13 protein-coding genes are annotated in these 14,443 nt (G+C 54.8%); 9 read left to right on the forward strand and 4 right to left on the reverse strand.

All coding sequences use genetic code 11. From position 1 onward, the window contains the following. A complete protein-coding gene (locus CEE69_RS24550) occupies nt 1-201 on the reverse strand; it encodes a hypothetical protein (RefSeq protein WP_008660822.1) in 201 nt (66 codons plus the stop codon). Nucleotides 202-281: 80 nt separating this feature from the next. Continuing rightward, nucleotides 282-1,514, reverse strand: coding sequence for a DUF1559 domain-containing protein (locus CEE69_RS24555; protein WP_099263242.1), 1,233 nt, complete (start codon nt 1,512-1,514; stop codon nt 282-284). 842 nt (nt 1,515-2,356) lie between these two features. Between CEE69_RS24555 and CEE69_RS24565 the strand changes: the two genes are divergently transcribed. Then, a complete protein-coding gene (locus CEE69_RS24565) occupies nt 2,357-3,220 on the forward strand; it encodes an AraC family transcriptional regulator (RefSeq protein WP_099263263.1) in 864 nt (287 codons plus the stop codon). Between the two features lie 16 nt (nt 3,221-3,236). On the opposite strand, the gene CEE69_RS24570 is transcribed toward CEE69_RS24565, so the two are convergent. After that, nucleotides 3,237-4,082, reverse strand: a complete 846-nt coding sequence (locus CEE69_RS24570) for an alpha/beta hydrolase (RefSeq protein ID WP_233215604.1) — start codon at nt 4,080-4,082, stop codon at nt 3,237-3,239. Between the two features lie 208 nt (nt 4,083-4,290). On the opposite strand from CEE69_RS24570, the gene CEE69_RS24575 reads away from it, so the two are divergent. From CEE69_RS24575 to CEE69_RS24605, 7 genes are all read left to right on the forward strand, one after another. Next, nucleotides 4,291-5,346 (forward strand): ROK family protein, encoded by a 1,056-nt coding sequence (locus tag CEE69_RS24575; RefSeq protein ID WP_099263264.1) that lies wholly within the window; start codon nt 4,291-4,293, stop codon nt 5,344-5,346. Nucleotides 5,347-5,389: 43 nt separating this feature from the next. Then, nucleotides 5,390-7,303, forward strand: a complete 1,914-nt coding sequence (locus tag CEE69_RS24580) for a glucosamine-6-phosphate deaminase (protein WP_099263245.1) — start codon at nt 5,390-5,392, stop codon at nt 7,301-7,303. Nucleotides 7,304-7,376: 73 nt separating this feature from the next. Continuing rightward, on the forward strand, nt 7,377-7,541 hold the full coding sequence (locus CEE69_RS32920; protein WP_199169935.1) for a hypothetical protein: 165 nt from the start codon (nt 7,377-7,379) through the stop codon (nt 7,539-7,541). Between the two features lie 304 nt (nt 7,542-7,845). Continuing rightward, complete coding sequence (locus CEE69_RS24585) at nt 7,846-8,202, forward strand: hypothetical protein (protein WP_233215602.1); 357 nt, start codon at nt 7,846-7,848, stop codon at nt 8,200-8,202. Continuing rightward, nucleotides 8,199-8,756, forward strand: coding sequence for a hypothetical protein (locus CEE69_RS24590; protein WP_099263247.1), 558 nt, complete (start codon nt 8,199-8,201; stop codon nt 8,754-8,756). The genes CEE69_RS24585 and CEE69_RS24590 overlap by 4 nt, the downstream gene beginning before the upstream one ends. Before the next feature lie 421 nt (nt 8,757-9,177). Continuing rightward, the gene (locus CEE69_RS24600; RefSeq protein ID WP_099263249.1) at nt 9,178-9,573 is read left to right on the forward strand and encodes a hypothetical protein; all 396 of its coding nucleotides are present in this window, start codon (nt 9,178-9,180) and stop codon (nt 9,571-9,573) included. Nucleotides 9,574-9,820: 247 nt separating this feature from the next. After that, nucleotides 9,821-10,126, forward strand: coding sequence for a hypothetical protein (locus tag CEE69_RS24605; protein ID WP_143549327.1), 306 nt, complete (start codon nt 9,821-9,823; stop codon nt 10,124-10,126). A 56-nt stretch (nt 10,127-10,182) separates the two neighbouring features. Here the strand turns inward: CEE69_RS24605 and CEE69_RS24610 are convergent, their stop codons facing one another. Then, nucleotides 10,183-13,707, reverse strand: coding sequence for a DUF1583 domain-containing protein (locus tag CEE69_RS24610; protein WP_099263251.1), 3,525 nt, complete (start codon nt 13,705-13,707; stop codon nt 10,183-10,185). 289 nt (nt 13,708-13,996) lie between these two features. Here CEE69_RS24610 and CEE69_RS24615 point away from each other — a divergent pair, with 289 nt between their 5' ends. Beyond that, entirely contained in the window at nt 13,997-14,335 is a 339-nt protein-coding gene (locus tag CEE69_RS24615; RefSeq protein ID WP_233215603.1) for a hypothetical protein, read from the forward strand. The last annotated feature ends 108 nt before the right edge of the window (nt 14,336-14,443 follow it).

The following is a 14,443-nucleotide window of genomic DNA, read 5'->3' on the forward strand; positions in this document are numbered from 1 at the left end:
TTAGCGTTTGGACTTCATTTCCTTTTTCATTGCTTCGTCCGATTCAACCATTTGCTTTTGTGACTCTTGGAGCATGCGGTTGTACTCTTCAATCTCGCTGTCGCTCACTTCGCCGGCGAGGTTGGTAGGTTCACCGCTGTCACAACCGACGGTCAGGGAAAAAGCGACAAGGCAGGCAAACAAAGCGAATCGATATTTCATGGTTCTGTTGTGGGAAGGATGTTTGGAAGAACGTGCGTCCGCCTGCAACTGAAGCGGACGCACGTGAAGGTTAGTTTTGATCAAAAGACGTCTTCGATGATTTCCTTCGCCGAACGTGTGCCCAAAGCACCCCAAACGCCGTAGGGGCTCTTCGATCCGGCAGATCGGTAAGCGTTGATGCCAAGTTGGCTTTGATTGCCAGCTTCGATCGAGTCGGTCAGGAACTTCACGGCTCCATCACCCATCAAGACATGAACACCACCTTGGTGACGACTCGAAGCGGAGTACCAACCCGAGTTGCCAGCGTTCTGCTCGTTGCAGATGGGGCTGTTTGGTGGTTGGGCAGTGAAGAATCCGCTGAAGTTGGGCAAGTGTTCAGCCCAACGGAATCCACGACCATCGACACCGCTGACGGTGTTCTGCGACGCATCCCAGAATTGAGGACGAGCCGGATCGACTAAGTTGTCGCAGTCATTTGGTGGGTAGTTGCGAACGAACGACCAACCTCGGTTGAGGGCAGCGGTGCGGGCGTCTTTGTCGCCCAAGTCTGTTGCGATCTCACCAGCGGCAATCGTGTTGGACAAGCCGTCCAGAACATCGCGAAAACGTCGGCTCTTGTGCACCGTGAAGAATCCACGTCCTGCACCTTGGATCTCGTTCGCCAAACCGGAGCTGATATTGCCGTACCCGATTGGGGCGCTGTTGTTCCAATCACCTTGGTGAGCACGTTCGGCGGAATCACCCAAGTTGGCTGCGTAGTTCGTACGTCCGAGCGACGGCAGGCCAACACCTGGATCGCTTGGGCAACGGAACGTGGGCATTTGCGTGACCCATGGCGTGTAAAGAATCTCATCGGGAGTCGGGCCCATTGCGCTGAATGGACCACCATTGCGCGTCGCTCCGCCACTGACTCCACCGTTGCCGCTTGCGGCTGGTGGGCTGGCACCACGCGAATCCACGTTCAATGGGTTTGAGATCATTTCCCAAAGCCCCTGTTGTTCGATGAACGGCGTCAAGCCGACCAACCAGCTCAAACGACCGTTGTTGGAGACTTCCGAAGGTCGCCAGATTTGTGCTGAGTGAGGATCGGTGGTACCGCCACCATGAATCGGCAATTGGTTGTAGGCGCTGTGGTAATTGTGGATCGCCAAACCGATTTGTTTGAAGTTGTTGCTACAACTCATGCGGCGGGCAGCTTCACGAGCGGCCTGCACGGCGGGAAGCAACAAACCAACGAGGACACCGATGATCGCGATCACGACCAGCAGCTCGACAAGCGTGAAGCCTGTGCGTTGCGAAGGGGACTTAAGCATGAAGAAATACTCCAATCGAGAACGGATGAGGATTTGGAAACAAATCCAGATGGAAAAGGGTGCTGCTCAGGGACGACCACGTGCAAGACAACGCGTGGCGGCCGACACCATCCGGTTGCGGGCTGTTTAAGGCGGGCAACCCTCGGCAGACGGCGATCAACGGGGTCTATTCTGCCTTGAAGTTAACAATCGGCCATAGCCATCCTGATCACAGATAGCTTTTCTTAAACACTTTCGAGATATTCCTTAGAGCCTACGGTCACTAAGCCGTTCTTGGGTGTCCATAGAGTCCGGCGATCGCCCGTTAGATCGAACCGACAGCCGTTTCGATGTGCACATTCTTAACCTGGCACATTCTTAAACTGGCGGTCACGGAGGTGGGGGCGATCGGCTCTGCTTTCATCAGCAAGTTCTGCTATCGTTTGGCGAGCCAGAGTCTGCTAGGAGCAAGTCAGATGGAGTGGTCGACTGAAGAGTCTGACCAATATTTCCCGGCGGATTACGAGGCCAAAGCTTCATTGTCGTGTTGCCTGAGCATGGATCACCTCCAGCGAGCGATACTGGAACCCCTGGCCACTGTGAATTTTTGTACCTCTAACGAAACTTGCATAGCATTGCGGTGTTTGAGCAGTTACGATGGGTTTCTGATAGCAGGAATTAAACTCGTGCTCCGGTTGTTTCGGCATCCGTTTTCGCGTTCAATTGATCCCAGACCCTGCGATTGATTGGACAGAATGAAGATTGAAGAATTAGCTGCGACAAATCTATACACCTAATTTCTACACAAGTTGGATGGCGAAACACAAGAATCGCAAGTGTCTCGATCATCCTGGGGCAACGTGATGGAAGATATTCAGGCGCCGGAGTTCGTCTCCAAACAAACCGTTGAGGCCTCTCATTTCTATTTGGATCTCGATCCAGATCGCGCGAGTCGGTTCACAGTTGTCTGTGGCGGAATGGAGCGGACGTCGTTGGATTACGTGATCGAACGCAGCAATTTCCCATTCTGGGGTTTGGAATTCGTCGATCAAGGCGAAGGCAAATTGCAGCTTGAAAACGAGTGGTTTGACCTTAAACGCGGCACCGTTTTCGCCTACGGACCAGGTGTTCGGCACCGAATCGAAAACAGTTCGAAGACCGGAATGCGCAAGTACTACTTGGACATGTACGGAACCGACGCAAAAAGTCTGTTGCTGGAGGCCAATCTGCTTCGTGGCTACCCGCTGCAAGTCAGGAACGTGAAAGAACTGACCGATTTGTTTTCGATCATCTCGACGGAAGGAAAAGACGACCAATTCCGTTCGCGTGACATCGTTTCTTTGATGACTCGCGCCATGATCATCAAGATCGCTCAACGAAAATCAACGACCGAGGGTGATTCACCCAAGGCGTTTGAAGTCTACGAAGACATTCGCCAGTACATGGAAGACAACTTTCGCGATCTGACGTCGATCGCACAGGTCGCTGAACAGTGCGGCTACACAACCGTCTACGTTTCGCGTCTGTTCAAACGGTACGCCGCACGCGGTGCGTACCAATACTTGTTGCGATTGCGAATGAACTACGCGGCGGACTTGCTGTTCACGCAAGGAATGAAGGTTCGCGATGTGGCGGAAATGCTTCAGTTCGCTGACGCGTTCCAATTCTCTCGAGCGTTCAAGCGTGTCTACGGAGTTCCGCCTAGCCAACTGAAACGCTCTCGCTGAGTGACCACAACTGGGCTCATTTCTGATTCAACAGATCGCGATCGACAAGCCACTCCAGCATTCGTTCTGGCCATCGCCCTGCGGCGCTGGTGCTGTTGTCGCGAAAACCGAATCCGTGACCGGCTTCACTGTAGACATGCATCTCGCACGGAACGTCGGCCTCCTTGTACTTGAGATAGACCTTCGCCATTCCAACTGCGATGTCTTCTCGATCGTGATATCCAAACGCGATGAAGGCGGGCGGCATCCCTTCTGATACGGTGAAGGTGTCCGATTTGCCTGGGTAGATCAGCCCCTGAAAATCCGGACGGCTGCTGACTTGTTCGATCGGATCATCGGACTTGGCATTGCCCGGTTGCGGATGCATGGCGGAGTATGCGGTCAGTTCGCCTCCCGCGGAAAAACCAAGGATGCCGATGCGGTTTGCATCCAGATTCCACTCCTTTGCTTTGGACCGAATCATACGAATGGCTCTCCGAGTGTCGTCCATCGCGTGGCCTTCGAGCGTGTATCCCGAATCCGGTTCACGGCAAAGTCGGTAACGCATTACAAACGCGGCGATCCCACGTTCGGCAAACCACTGAGCGAGTGTATCACCTTCGTGTCCCAGACACAGTTTGCTGTGACCACCGCCCGGCGCGATCAAAATCGCTGTTCCGGTCGAGTCCGCCTTGGATGGCAGATAGGGGGTGATCGAAGGATGGTGGACGTTGGACACGTTCGTTCCAGTCAACACCTCCGGTTCGTGCATTCGGTCTTCTGAACCAGGTGCACCATCCTTCCACAATGGAATCTTCTTCGGATGCTGGTCGGCGAAGCTCGGGGACGCGAATCCCAGACTCAGCAAGAAGGCGGCGGCCATGAATAGCGGGGACAACGCTGACGATCGAGTGAAAAAGCTCATCAAAGTTCCATGAAAAGGTGGGGTAAGGGAGGGGCCCACGATTGTAGTCCACGCAAAACGTTCTGAACCATCCGCTCCTTCAATTAGACTGTTGCGTGAAGAGGTCGCTCCATTCGCTTCGCTCACTTCATCCGCTCGTCTTCCGTCTGGTCTCACACCACTGCCCATGAACTTCGCGTCGACCAACGGATCCAACCAAAAGAACGGCGACGAATCGGGCGATGGCTCTTGGGTGCTCGGAATCGATTTGGGCGGAACGACGATCAAATTCGGCTTGTTTCGTGGCGACAAGTTGATTTGGCGCAATCACCTTCGCACGGCGGACTTCGAATCGCTCGGCTCTGCGTTTCAGTCCTGCCGCGACAGCGTCGAAGATACGCTCAAAGAATCGTCGCACTCAATCGAAGATTTGCACGCGATCGGATTGGCGATGGCTGGCGTGCTCGATCCCAAAGCCGAAGCACTTGCGGAAACCGCCAACTTGCATCGTTGGCATCACCTGAACTTCCGTCAACAAATCTCGGATGTCTTTCAAAAACCGGTTGCGCTACTGAACGATGCCGACGCGGCCGCGCTGGCTGAAGCCGCTCACGGGTTGTGCCGTGCCAACTCACTGGTCTTGCTGACGCTTGGCACCGGCGTGGGTGGAGGAGTCATTCTAGATGGACGGCCGATTCGTGGAGCGAACGGATGTGGCGGGGAAATCGGTCATGCCACGATCGACTTTGCCGCTGACGCTCGCATGTGCGGTTGCGGATTCCCGGGGCATTTGGAAGCCTACGCTGGCTCGGCGGGTGTCATTCTGACGGCGAACGATAGGCTGGCAACGAGTGACGCCCAGAGCTCGCTCCGCAACATGCAGGCGCTCACCCCACTGTCGATCGCGAATGCGGCGGCGGACGGTGACACGATCGCGAGCGAAGTGATCGAGCAAACCGGGATCCTGATTGGTCGAGCGATCGCGATGTTCGCCCACGTGGTCGATCCCGACGTCGTGCTTCTGGGTGGCGCGATGACGTTCGGAGGCCCCGGAACCGACACCGGCAAGCAATTCCTAAAATCGATTCGGGAAGAATGCTTTCCTCGCACGTTGGTGCAAATCAGCTCGCATCTGAAGATCGAATTCGCAACCTTGGGGAACGATGCCGGCATCGTGGGTGCGGCTCACTACGCACGGCAAGTCGCCGACGAGACCTCCCGGCCCGGAACCGCTATAAGATAGCCACGCCGAATTGTCTTTCGTTGAATCGACCAAGAGAAACATCATGTCTGGAACGGACGCCACGCACCTGGTTCCGCAATCGCCCAAGAACAAAATTGCCTACCGGGTTTACCCCGAATCAACTGACGCGAGTGCAGCTGTTGCTCGTGAGATCGCCGATCTGATCCGTTCGCGAGCCGCCGAATCGAAAACAGCCGTGTTGGGCCTGGTTGCTGGTTCCTCTCCGGTCAATGTTTATGCTGAGCTCATTCGCTTGCATCGAGAAGAGAACTTGTCGTTGGCGAACGTGGTCACGTTCAACTTGGACGAGTACTACCCGATGCAGCCGGCTTGCTTGCAGAGCCACTCGCGGTTCATGCATGAACATTTATTTGATCATGTCGACATCCGTCCCGAGAACATTCATCTGCCCGATGGAACCGAGCCCGTCGAAAGCATCGCGGAGAGCTGCTCGGCGTACGACCAAAAGATGCTGGATGCCGGCGGGATCGACATTCAATTGCTGGGGATTGGTCGGACCGGGCACATTGGGTTCAATGAACCCGGATCAGGCACCGATTCACGGACGCGAATGATCACGCTGGACGGCATGACTCGGATCGATTCGGCCAGCCATTTCTTTGGTGTCGAGAATGTGCCGCGACGCGCCATCACAATGGGAGTCGCCACGATCCTGCAAGCTCGTAAGATTTTCTTGCTGGCGTTTGGCGAAGGCAAATCATCGATCATCGCTCGTACGATCGAGGGCGAGCTCGCACCTTCGGTTCCCGCCACGTCTTTGCAGCAGCACCCCGACACAGAACTGATCCTCGATCGAGCCGCCGCGGCTCAGTTGACGGTTATTCAGTCACCATGGCTGGTCGACAAAGTCATCTGGGATGACACGATGGTCCGCCGCGCCGTGATCGATCTTTCGCAAGCGTTGCAGAAACCCGTCTTGATGCTGGTCGACGGAGACTACAACGAAAACGGTCTGCAAGATTTGTTGGCCGAACATGGATCGGCCTACGAGATCAATCTCCGTGTCTTCCGGCATTTGCAAAGCACGATCACGGGATGGCCTGCCGGGAAGCCGAACCAGCCCGATGTTGTCTTTCCGAAACGCATTGTCCTGTTCTCACCTCACCCCGATGACGATGTCATTTCAATGGGAGGAACCCTGACCCGGCTCGCCGATCAAGGTCACGAGGTTCACGTTGCCTACCAAACGTCCGGTAACATCGCGGTCTTCGACGGCGACGCAATCCGCTTCGCCAAATTCGCTCGTGAGTTTTGCAAAGAGTTCGACTTGCTGACTCCTCCGGTGGTTGAACTGACCAAACGGATGATCGAGTTCCTGGGCGACAAGGACCACGGAGAAGTTGACATCCCCGAAATGCAACGACTCAAGGGATTGATCCGTCGAGGAGAAGCCGAAGAGGGCGCGATCGTTTGCGGTGTTCCTGCCGAGCGGTTGCACTTCCTGGAGTTGCCGTTTTACGAAACGGGTGTCGTTCGAAAGAGCGCGATTAGCGACGCTGATATTCAAATCACGGTCGACCTGCTTCGCGAGGTCCAGCCGCATCAAATCTACGCAGCCGGCGACCTCAGTGACCCGCACGGGACGCATCGAACCTGCCTCGAGATTTTGTTGGCTGCGTGCGAGCGATGCCAGGACGACGAATGGATGAGCCATTGCGTCGTTTGGCTGTACCGCGGTGCTTGGCAAGAATGGGCACCGCACGAAATTGAGATGGCTGTGCCACTGAGTCCGCAGGAAGTCGACCGAAAACGGGCGGCGATTTTCAAGCACGAATCACAGAAGGACCGAGCCTTGTTCCCCGGCGCCGACGCACGTGAGTTTTGGCAACGCGCAGAAGCCCGCAACGCATCCACCGCTCGCACCTACGATCAACTCGGATTGGCACAGTACCAAGCCATCGAAGGTTTCGTAGAATACAAACGCCCGCAGAGCTGACATCTTAAAATGAACATCTAATGCGAGCCTCTCTGCAGGAAACGCTATCCGAGCCGAAAAGAAGACCAAACTCATGCTGCTTCGAGACATCAGTCGTTCTTACGTGAGTCAGACTGTCGTGGTCGCCAGCGGCGGCATCGCCTACCTACTTTTCGGATCGACTGCGGGGCTCGTGGTCGCTGCGGTCACAATCTTGGTTCTTGTGTTTCGATTCATCCAGCAGTTCTTGCGAGTGTAAACTCCTATCATTGTCAGCATACCGTTTGCCACTGACTTTCGTTTCGCAAACTCTGTCGGTTCGGGAGTTGTATTCCGTCCGATGTCCGAACATGAGTCGGAAAGGTACTTCAATGGCGATCGCGAATCAGTCAATTCCTGTTTTACGGTGAAGAGCTGTTCTCGTACGGTCGTTTACTTGCGTCATGATCCAATTTGATAGACGACGCCTCTTTGTCTGGACCGTGAATGCGGGCTTCATTTGCATCGCCACATTCGTCGTGTCGGCAATTCTGCTTACATCGGCCCGTTGGAGCGGTCGCTTCATGCTGCAGATCGACATTGAATTGCCACCGGATGTCGAACGGGAATCGCTTGTCTACATGGAATGCTGGGATGAACAAATCGCCGACTGGCTCTGCACGCCTGGCAACCAAGTGAAAGAAGGATTCGAGCCACCATCGCAGCGCACGACAAATCGCGACATCGTCGTTGTGTCGACCGGTGGGAAGTCCAGTGCTCTTCGAATCTTCGACACCTACCACCAGCCAGAAACTCTTGTTCTGCAGTACGATCGAGTAGCAACTCTTGGGCAAAGAGAGACACTCCGAACTCTCGTTCCGATACCCAAAGGACGCGGTGATCGGTCGGTTTCGATCGACTTGAAGCAGGAGGCAAAGTGATTCGATCGCTGTCCGTGCCGGCGTTCCTGTTGTTGGCCTGCTTGCTTTCAGGTGCCTACGGAATGCTGCACAATCAGGTTTCGTATTCCATCTCAGGAGAATACTTCACCAAATTCAAATTCGATCAGTTTGGCATCTCGCCGGAAACTCCTGAACGACTCGGAGCGGCAATCGTTGGATGGCACGCGTCTTGGTGGATGGGCGCGTTCATCGGACTCTTTCTGATTCCGGCCGGGATGCTTGTCCGCAGTGATATTGGCTATGTGTTCGCGGTGCTCCGCTCATTCGTAGTCGTCCTGTCAACGACAATGCTGGTCGGAGCACTCGGGTTGCTCCTAGCCTTTGTCTTCGCCGGATCCAACCCTGACGTTGACTCAATGCTACGTGAAGCGATGATCACCGATCCAATCGCGTTCCGTCGAACTGCCTCGCTTCACAACGCCAGCTACATCGGTGGATTGCTTGGAATCTTTGCGGGTTGGGCAAGCATTCTAAGATCATTCCTTCGCGAAAACGAACGCCTGAATTTTGAGTCTCGCGAGGGTGAGGAATGAAGCGAAAAAGCTATTCACTTCGGATGCTGTTGCTGTGTACGACGCTGACTGCATTCGTGCTTGCGCTCAATCAGGTTGCATCGCCTGTACATCAGTTGGTTCGCTACCTTGGCCCATTGCCGAATCGATGCTTGCGGGAGCCGCAGACAATCCACTATGGCTGGCCTGTCTTTTCTCGCACAGATCGATCAACCAACCATCCTCGTCATAGAACCGGACCTTGCGAGTACGATTCCACCTACCATTCAATCGGGCTCGCTTGCAATTTGGCGGTCGCCATTCTGATGTCCACCGTGGTAGTCTACGCAATCGTGACGCTGCCGGACTTTATCGCCTGGAGATTGAAATTGGACCGAGAGCGGCAAGTGATTGAACGGTCTTTGCGGGGCAGGACAGACAGAAAAAAGGCCGAAGAGCATTCATGAACGTTGACACTGAGAGCACCGAAGCGGCAGATCTGCCGTTACTGCCCACTAGGAAAGGCTACGTTCCGATTGGCGAACGTCTCAACCAAGACGTCTGGCACGACAATTTTGTTCCAAGATACAGTGTTCTCGCGTCTGCCCCGCCAACTCGCTTGACCTTGGTCGGTGTGTGGTTGCTTTTCGGCCCGATGGTGTTCTTCTCTGTTTTCGCGTCGCTGATCTGGATTGGCGATTCACAAGACTTTCTTGCGAAGCTCATCTCGGGGGTCTGGTCTTGTCTGTACACATCCGTGCCCGCTGCGGTGTTGTACAAACAGACGCAACGATACCTGAGATCGGCCTGGAAACGGCACGAGGACAACGTCGAAAACGCGAGTTGCGAAACAACATGATCCCCTCTGTCAGCGTGTTGAATTCATCGTCGGTCATCTGTGTTCATCGTCATTCATTTGTGGCCAATATTCCTGGCAGTCTTCAATAAGTCTTTTTCCACAGATGAATTGGGATGAACTCAGATTTGAGGCGCGAGAATTTGTTCAGTTCAGGTTCATCTCGTCTTGCAGCATGATGATAGAATTGACGAATGGTCGGCTGGCGTATCAGCCGCGATTCTCAAAGCCTCGTTCAGGATTGAGTCACATGAGTTCCACCAACCCATACAAGACAACTCGCCACTGCCTCGACCAAATTGCTCAGCCACGCATCAACCGACGGCGATGGGCTTTGGCCAGTTTTGCGATCGTCTTTCTCGCGTGTGTCGGCTTCGGTGGATATGGACTCTACGTTGACGCTCAGTACGCTGCGACACTTCCTTCGAATGTACCGAGATGCGGCAACCCGGCTATGGCTGCGATGGCATTCATCTTTCCGATTGGTCCAGTATTCGGAAGTGTTGCAGCTGGGATGGGCTACCTCGCAGCTGCTGTGCTCGATCCGCGACCTTGAATCTCGACACTTTGGGGCAGGATGCGAGTCACCACGAAGGACGAATATGCCTTGCTTCAGCGGGAGGAGAGCGGGTTCGATGAAGGTTCCGACTGATTTTGCCAGGGGACGACGCGTGGGTCGGGTCTCGCGGTGATGGCGAGCCACTTTCCATCGCGTGAAAGATCGACTCCAGAAATTTGTCGATCGATTGGTTGATTGGGCCAAATCTTTGGCACGCCAGGGGATTCCACGTCCACAAAATGCAACTGGTTCCGCTTCGATTCGATGACTTGCATTGGAAACAGCAGGTGGCGACTGTCCGAAGACCAGCTCATGTCACCGCCAACCTTTGCCGGCGTGTCGATGACACGAAGCCGGGCCGGACTGGACAACGTGACAACCGCGATCTCATCGCCCGAATTGTCGCGACGTCTTCCTTTGATCGCGATCTTTTTCCCGTCCGGTGACCAGCTCATGTTCCAGTAAACGTAGCTGTATCGAGTGGCATCCGGTCCCTGCAGAATGGACTTGCTCGTCGACTTGTTGAGGTCCCAAACGAACAGGCTGCCTCCTTTGCTGTAGGCGAGTCGATTCGGAACTGGTGACCACTGAATTCCCCAACCACTCGGATCAAGGATCGTTCGATTGGTACCGTCGGCGTCCATGATCCCAACGCCCTGTCGAGCAGCCGAAAAGGCAATTTGCGTTCCGTCGGGTGAGAATGTCGGCATCGAACCGAAACCCAAATCAACCGGATCGCCGCCCGACTTTTCAACTCGCATCAACCGAGCCGTCAGTGTGGTTCCGGCTTGCTGATCGTAGGCGATCTGTGTTCCGTCGGGCGACCAAACTGGCGATCCGACGTGCAACAGTGCTTCAGAGGGTTTGGCCAGATCGCGCAGTTCCGTTCCGTCGACGCGAACGACCGATAGGACTGGCTTGAGGTCAGGCGATGGCGAAACCATCATTTCCTCGGCTCGCAACGAAATGTTGTTCCATGTTGCCGACGTGGTCGCTTTGCCTTTGATGATGCAAATGAGCTGGATTCCGCCAAGCGGGACGTCTCCGGTCGAGCCCTTCTCTTGGTGAATTAGTCGCCAGGTATTGCTGCCTTTTTCCGCAAATAGAAAGTAAATCTGTTCCTTTCGTCGAGCGATTCGGAGTTTGCCAGAGTTTGACTCACACGAACTTCTTCCCGACGAATAACGTCTGGTCCCGTCCGGGTAATTGAGATTGATCGAACCTAACAAATTCTTGCCGTGATCCATCGAATACCCACTCGCCATCATCAGTTTTCGTGAGAGCGGGTCATCGAGCGTGATGGTGACCGCAGCACGCGCGAGCTCACCCGACTCAGGAACGATCGCTTGGCTAAACTCCGCAACCACATCGAAGTCACCACGCATCGAGAATTGAGGATTTGCGCCGAGCTGTTTCCAAGGTCCGAGCGAAGTAGCCGATAGCCGCAAGCCTTCACCAGTGGTGTTGGCATTTCCGCTGTTTTGAAGCGTCTTGGCATTGAAGTATCGGTTCGTGCCCGCTTCGTCCCGAAAATCATGCGAGAACACGGAGGCCAGATCAGCAAGCTCCATCTGCAGCCGATGAGGGATAGGGTCGGCGAGTGACTGCGTTTCCGGCAACTGTGTCGGCCAGTTGCCACGTAGAGTCAGTGCTTTTGCTCTGAGCTCTTCGCGATCGGCAAAGTGAAACAATCCAAACGTGCGGTCGCTTTCACTGTCCAAAGGTCGTTCGTAGACGAGCTGATCATTCAGTGAAATCTGGACTGCGTCGTTGACCAACTGCAGTTCAAGGTGATTCCACTGGGACGGTTTCAGCGGGAGTTTTCCTTCGTGACGTTGGTAGTCGGACACGACCGTGATGTTGTCGGGCCGCAGCTTGCTACGATCGAAGGGACCGTCGGTGATCCAGTGCTCAGCCACGCCGTCGCTGGTGATGAGAAACGCAAGTCGATCGAGCGCCGGATGTGCACTCACCTTTCCGGGGTCATAGTAGAATTCGAACTCCACTCGATCGCCGGCCATCAGCGGCCGGAAATATCGAAGCAGACTTTCGTGATACGACTGATCCAAATCTTCGCGTTCCGGGCTCACGATCATCGTGTCCCCACGTCCGGTGTCGACGCGTTTCCATTGGCCTTTGTACTGAGCAAGAGAGCCACCGTAGTAGTCAGTCCAACCCGACAGCCCATGCGAGGTCAACAAGGAAACTTCGCTTGGTATTTCCGGTGTGTCTCCAATGTGAACGTTCCGGAACTCTGCGGTGGCTTGATGCCAACTTCGCATTGCGATCCAAGGTGCTGCGTTGGGTGCGACCGATTCCTGTTGGACGTGTCGACCATTCAAATGGACTGTTTGAGTGTTGCCCGAAAGCGTCGAACGGTAGTGAATCCATCGATCAAGCTTCGTGAAAGGTTGGCTCAGTTCGACGTCTTCGATTCCCCAAGTCAAGATTCCGCTGCGGAAGCGATTGTTTCGATAGCTAGGACCTACAATCCTTCCCGCCGCTAAGACTTGTCCGGGATCGTTGACCCTCAGATCCACTTCGATGCCATAGTCACCTTGCAAGGGTGTCGTGAAAGCCAAGTATTCATTGTGGCTGCCACCATGTTTCGACACCGCTCCGGTTTTGTCCAGGATCCATTGGGCAGAGGCATCACCATTCCCTCGCATCATTGCGTTCGCCAAGCGAATCGGAATCCACTGCTGCGAATAGTCGGCACTCGAATCGTAGATCTTTCGAAATGCTTCGTCGGTGGACACCAATTGACGGCCATACATCTCGGTTCTGGTTCGTCGAATTTGGCTGACGAACGAGTGAGGCAGATCCGCACGTTTGCGAACGACACATGTTTGATAGAGGTACGAGACCAGTTCTCCCAGAACGCGTGATTGCGCGAACTGCGGCGTCCCTCGATGTGCCACCAACGCGGCCGGCCATAATTCAGCGAGTGAGTGATCTTTGACCTTGGACGTCAGTTCGTGAAGCGATGCGATGGACTCTTCGGCGCCGGCTTCGTTGCCCATTTCAAGATCAATCAGTGCCAACATCGCTTGACGTGATCGCCCGTCATTCGGGCTTCGCGGAACGACTGACACCACTCGCCGACGCAGCTCATCCAATTTCCCTTGTTGCTTAGCGAGCAGCAAGGCGTCAAAGACGGGCGAGACAACATGCGCCTGATGCGGCTCGAAGGCGGCGTCTTTTTGAACGGCAGGTGACGGATTGGTTGGTGGTGAAGCACCCGACACGCGAAAGCTTTCAAGTGATTGCGAAGGCAAAATCCAGTCAACGAGAAATTGCAATCGTTCTTCGGCAGGAAGGTTGGACGCGAGCCTTCGAATCTCCAGCACGTTGTCGGCGAAGAGGTCGGATCCGAACAGCGATTCTCGAACGTGTTCGTCGAGTTTGCTGATTGAAACTCCCGAATCGAGTTCCTCATTGGCGGCCGATGCACTCAGCAACGTCGCTTCATCAGTTCGCTGGCCGAATGCAACGGACTGATGACAACCTAGAGCGACGACGACAGCGGCAATGAAGCTAAGACGCATCGTCACGGACGCTCGTTTCGCGAGTTGCATTGGAATGGTCAGAAGAAGGCGGGGGCTGTATCAGCAGGTGAATCGACCAGGCTTGTCGATTGCGGGGTTTCATCCTACCACTCGCCGACATTGGTCGCACGCTTCAACGACCGTTGCATTGGGTTACCTTGTACCGGTCCGCAACCGACGTGTTCGTTGTTGCGTCGTGAATCATTCACTGCATTGCGAACCATTGGAAACCGAGCCAAATCCGTATCGTTCCCCGACCGCTCAACCGATCGGCTCTTCCCGTTCGGGGTCTACGAAGTGCCCGGTTTGCCATCATCCGGTGAACCGATCGCGTTTCGTGCTGCCCGGATGCAATTGCGACATTTGCGGTAGGCGACTGCGACTGAAGAATTCTTGGAAGGCCAGTTCGCTTTCGACGCTGACCGCGATCGCTTGCTTCCTATCAATGCTCTACTTTCGAGCGATTCCACCCGAGAACGGAATTTTGTTTGGCATCCACGCGTTTGCATTTCTGATCCTTGGCACACTTTGGTTTCATCTGTTCGGAAAACCTGCGTTGAGCACTTGGACGGGCGCGGCATCGGCAACCGCGTTGGCTCGTGAACGCGAGCGATTCCGGAGCGAGATGGATTCGGTCGACAGTGAGCTGCAGCGTTGACGACAGTTTTAACCTTGGAGCGCACCTTGCGGTTTGCGTGATCATGCGGACAGTCGGTAGGTTCGGAAGCCGTTTGCGGCGGCAATGGCTCGTTTCCAGTGTGCGACC

The organism is Rhodopirellula bahusiensis (genome assembly GCF_002727185.1).
GTDB classification, from domain to species: Bacteria; Planctomycetota; Planctomycetia; order Pirellulales; family Pirellulaceae; genus Rhodopirellula; species Rhodopirellula bahusiensis.

Bases quoted from the DNA above. Each gene is read 5' to 3' on its own strand.
- CEE69_RS24610 (WP_099263251.1), bottom strand. From the start codon at position 13,707: ATGCAACTCGCGAAACGAGCGTCCGTGACGATGCGTCTTAGCTTCATT.
- CEE69_RS24570 (WP_233215604.1), bottom strand. From the start codon at position 4,082: ATGGCCGCCGCCTTCTTGCTGAGTCTGGGATTCGCGTCCCCGAGCTTC.
- CEE69_RS24585 (WP_233215602.1), top strand. From the start codon at position 7,846: ATGCTGCAGATCGACATTGAATTGCCACCGGATGTCGAACGGGAATCG.
- CEE69_RS24550 (WP_008660822.1), bottom strand. From the start codon at position 201: ATGAAATATCGATTCGCTTTGTTTGCCTGCCTTGTCGCTTTTTCCCTG.
- CEE69_RS24600 (WP_099263249.1), top strand. From the start codon at position 9,178: ATGAACGTTGACACTGAGAGCACCGAAGCGGCAGATCTGCCGTTACTG.
- CEE69_RS24555 (WP_099263242.1), bottom strand. From the start codon at position 1,514: ATGCTTAAGTCCCCTTCGCAACGCACAGGCTTCACGCTTGTCGAGCTG.
- CEE69_RS32920 (WP_199169935.1), top strand. From the start codon at position 7,377: ATGCTGCTTCGAGACATCAGTCGTTCTTACGTGAGTCAGACTGTCGTG.
- CEE69_RS24575 (WP_099263264.1), top strand. From the start codon at position 4,291: ATGAACTTCGCGTCGACCAACGGATCCAACCAAAAGAACGGCGACGAA.
- CEE69_RS24580 (WP_099263245.1), top strand. From the start codon at position 5,390: ATGTCTGGAACGGACGCCACGCACCTGGTTCCGCAATCGCCCAAGAAC.
- CEE69_RS24605 (WP_143549327.1), top strand. From the start codon at position 9,821: ATGAGTTCCACCAACCCATACAAGACAACTCGCCACTGCCTCGACCAA.
- CEE69_RS24565 (WP_099263263.1), top strand. From the start codon at position 2,357: ATGGAAGATATTCAGGCGCCGGAGTTCGTCTCCAAACAAACCGTTGAG.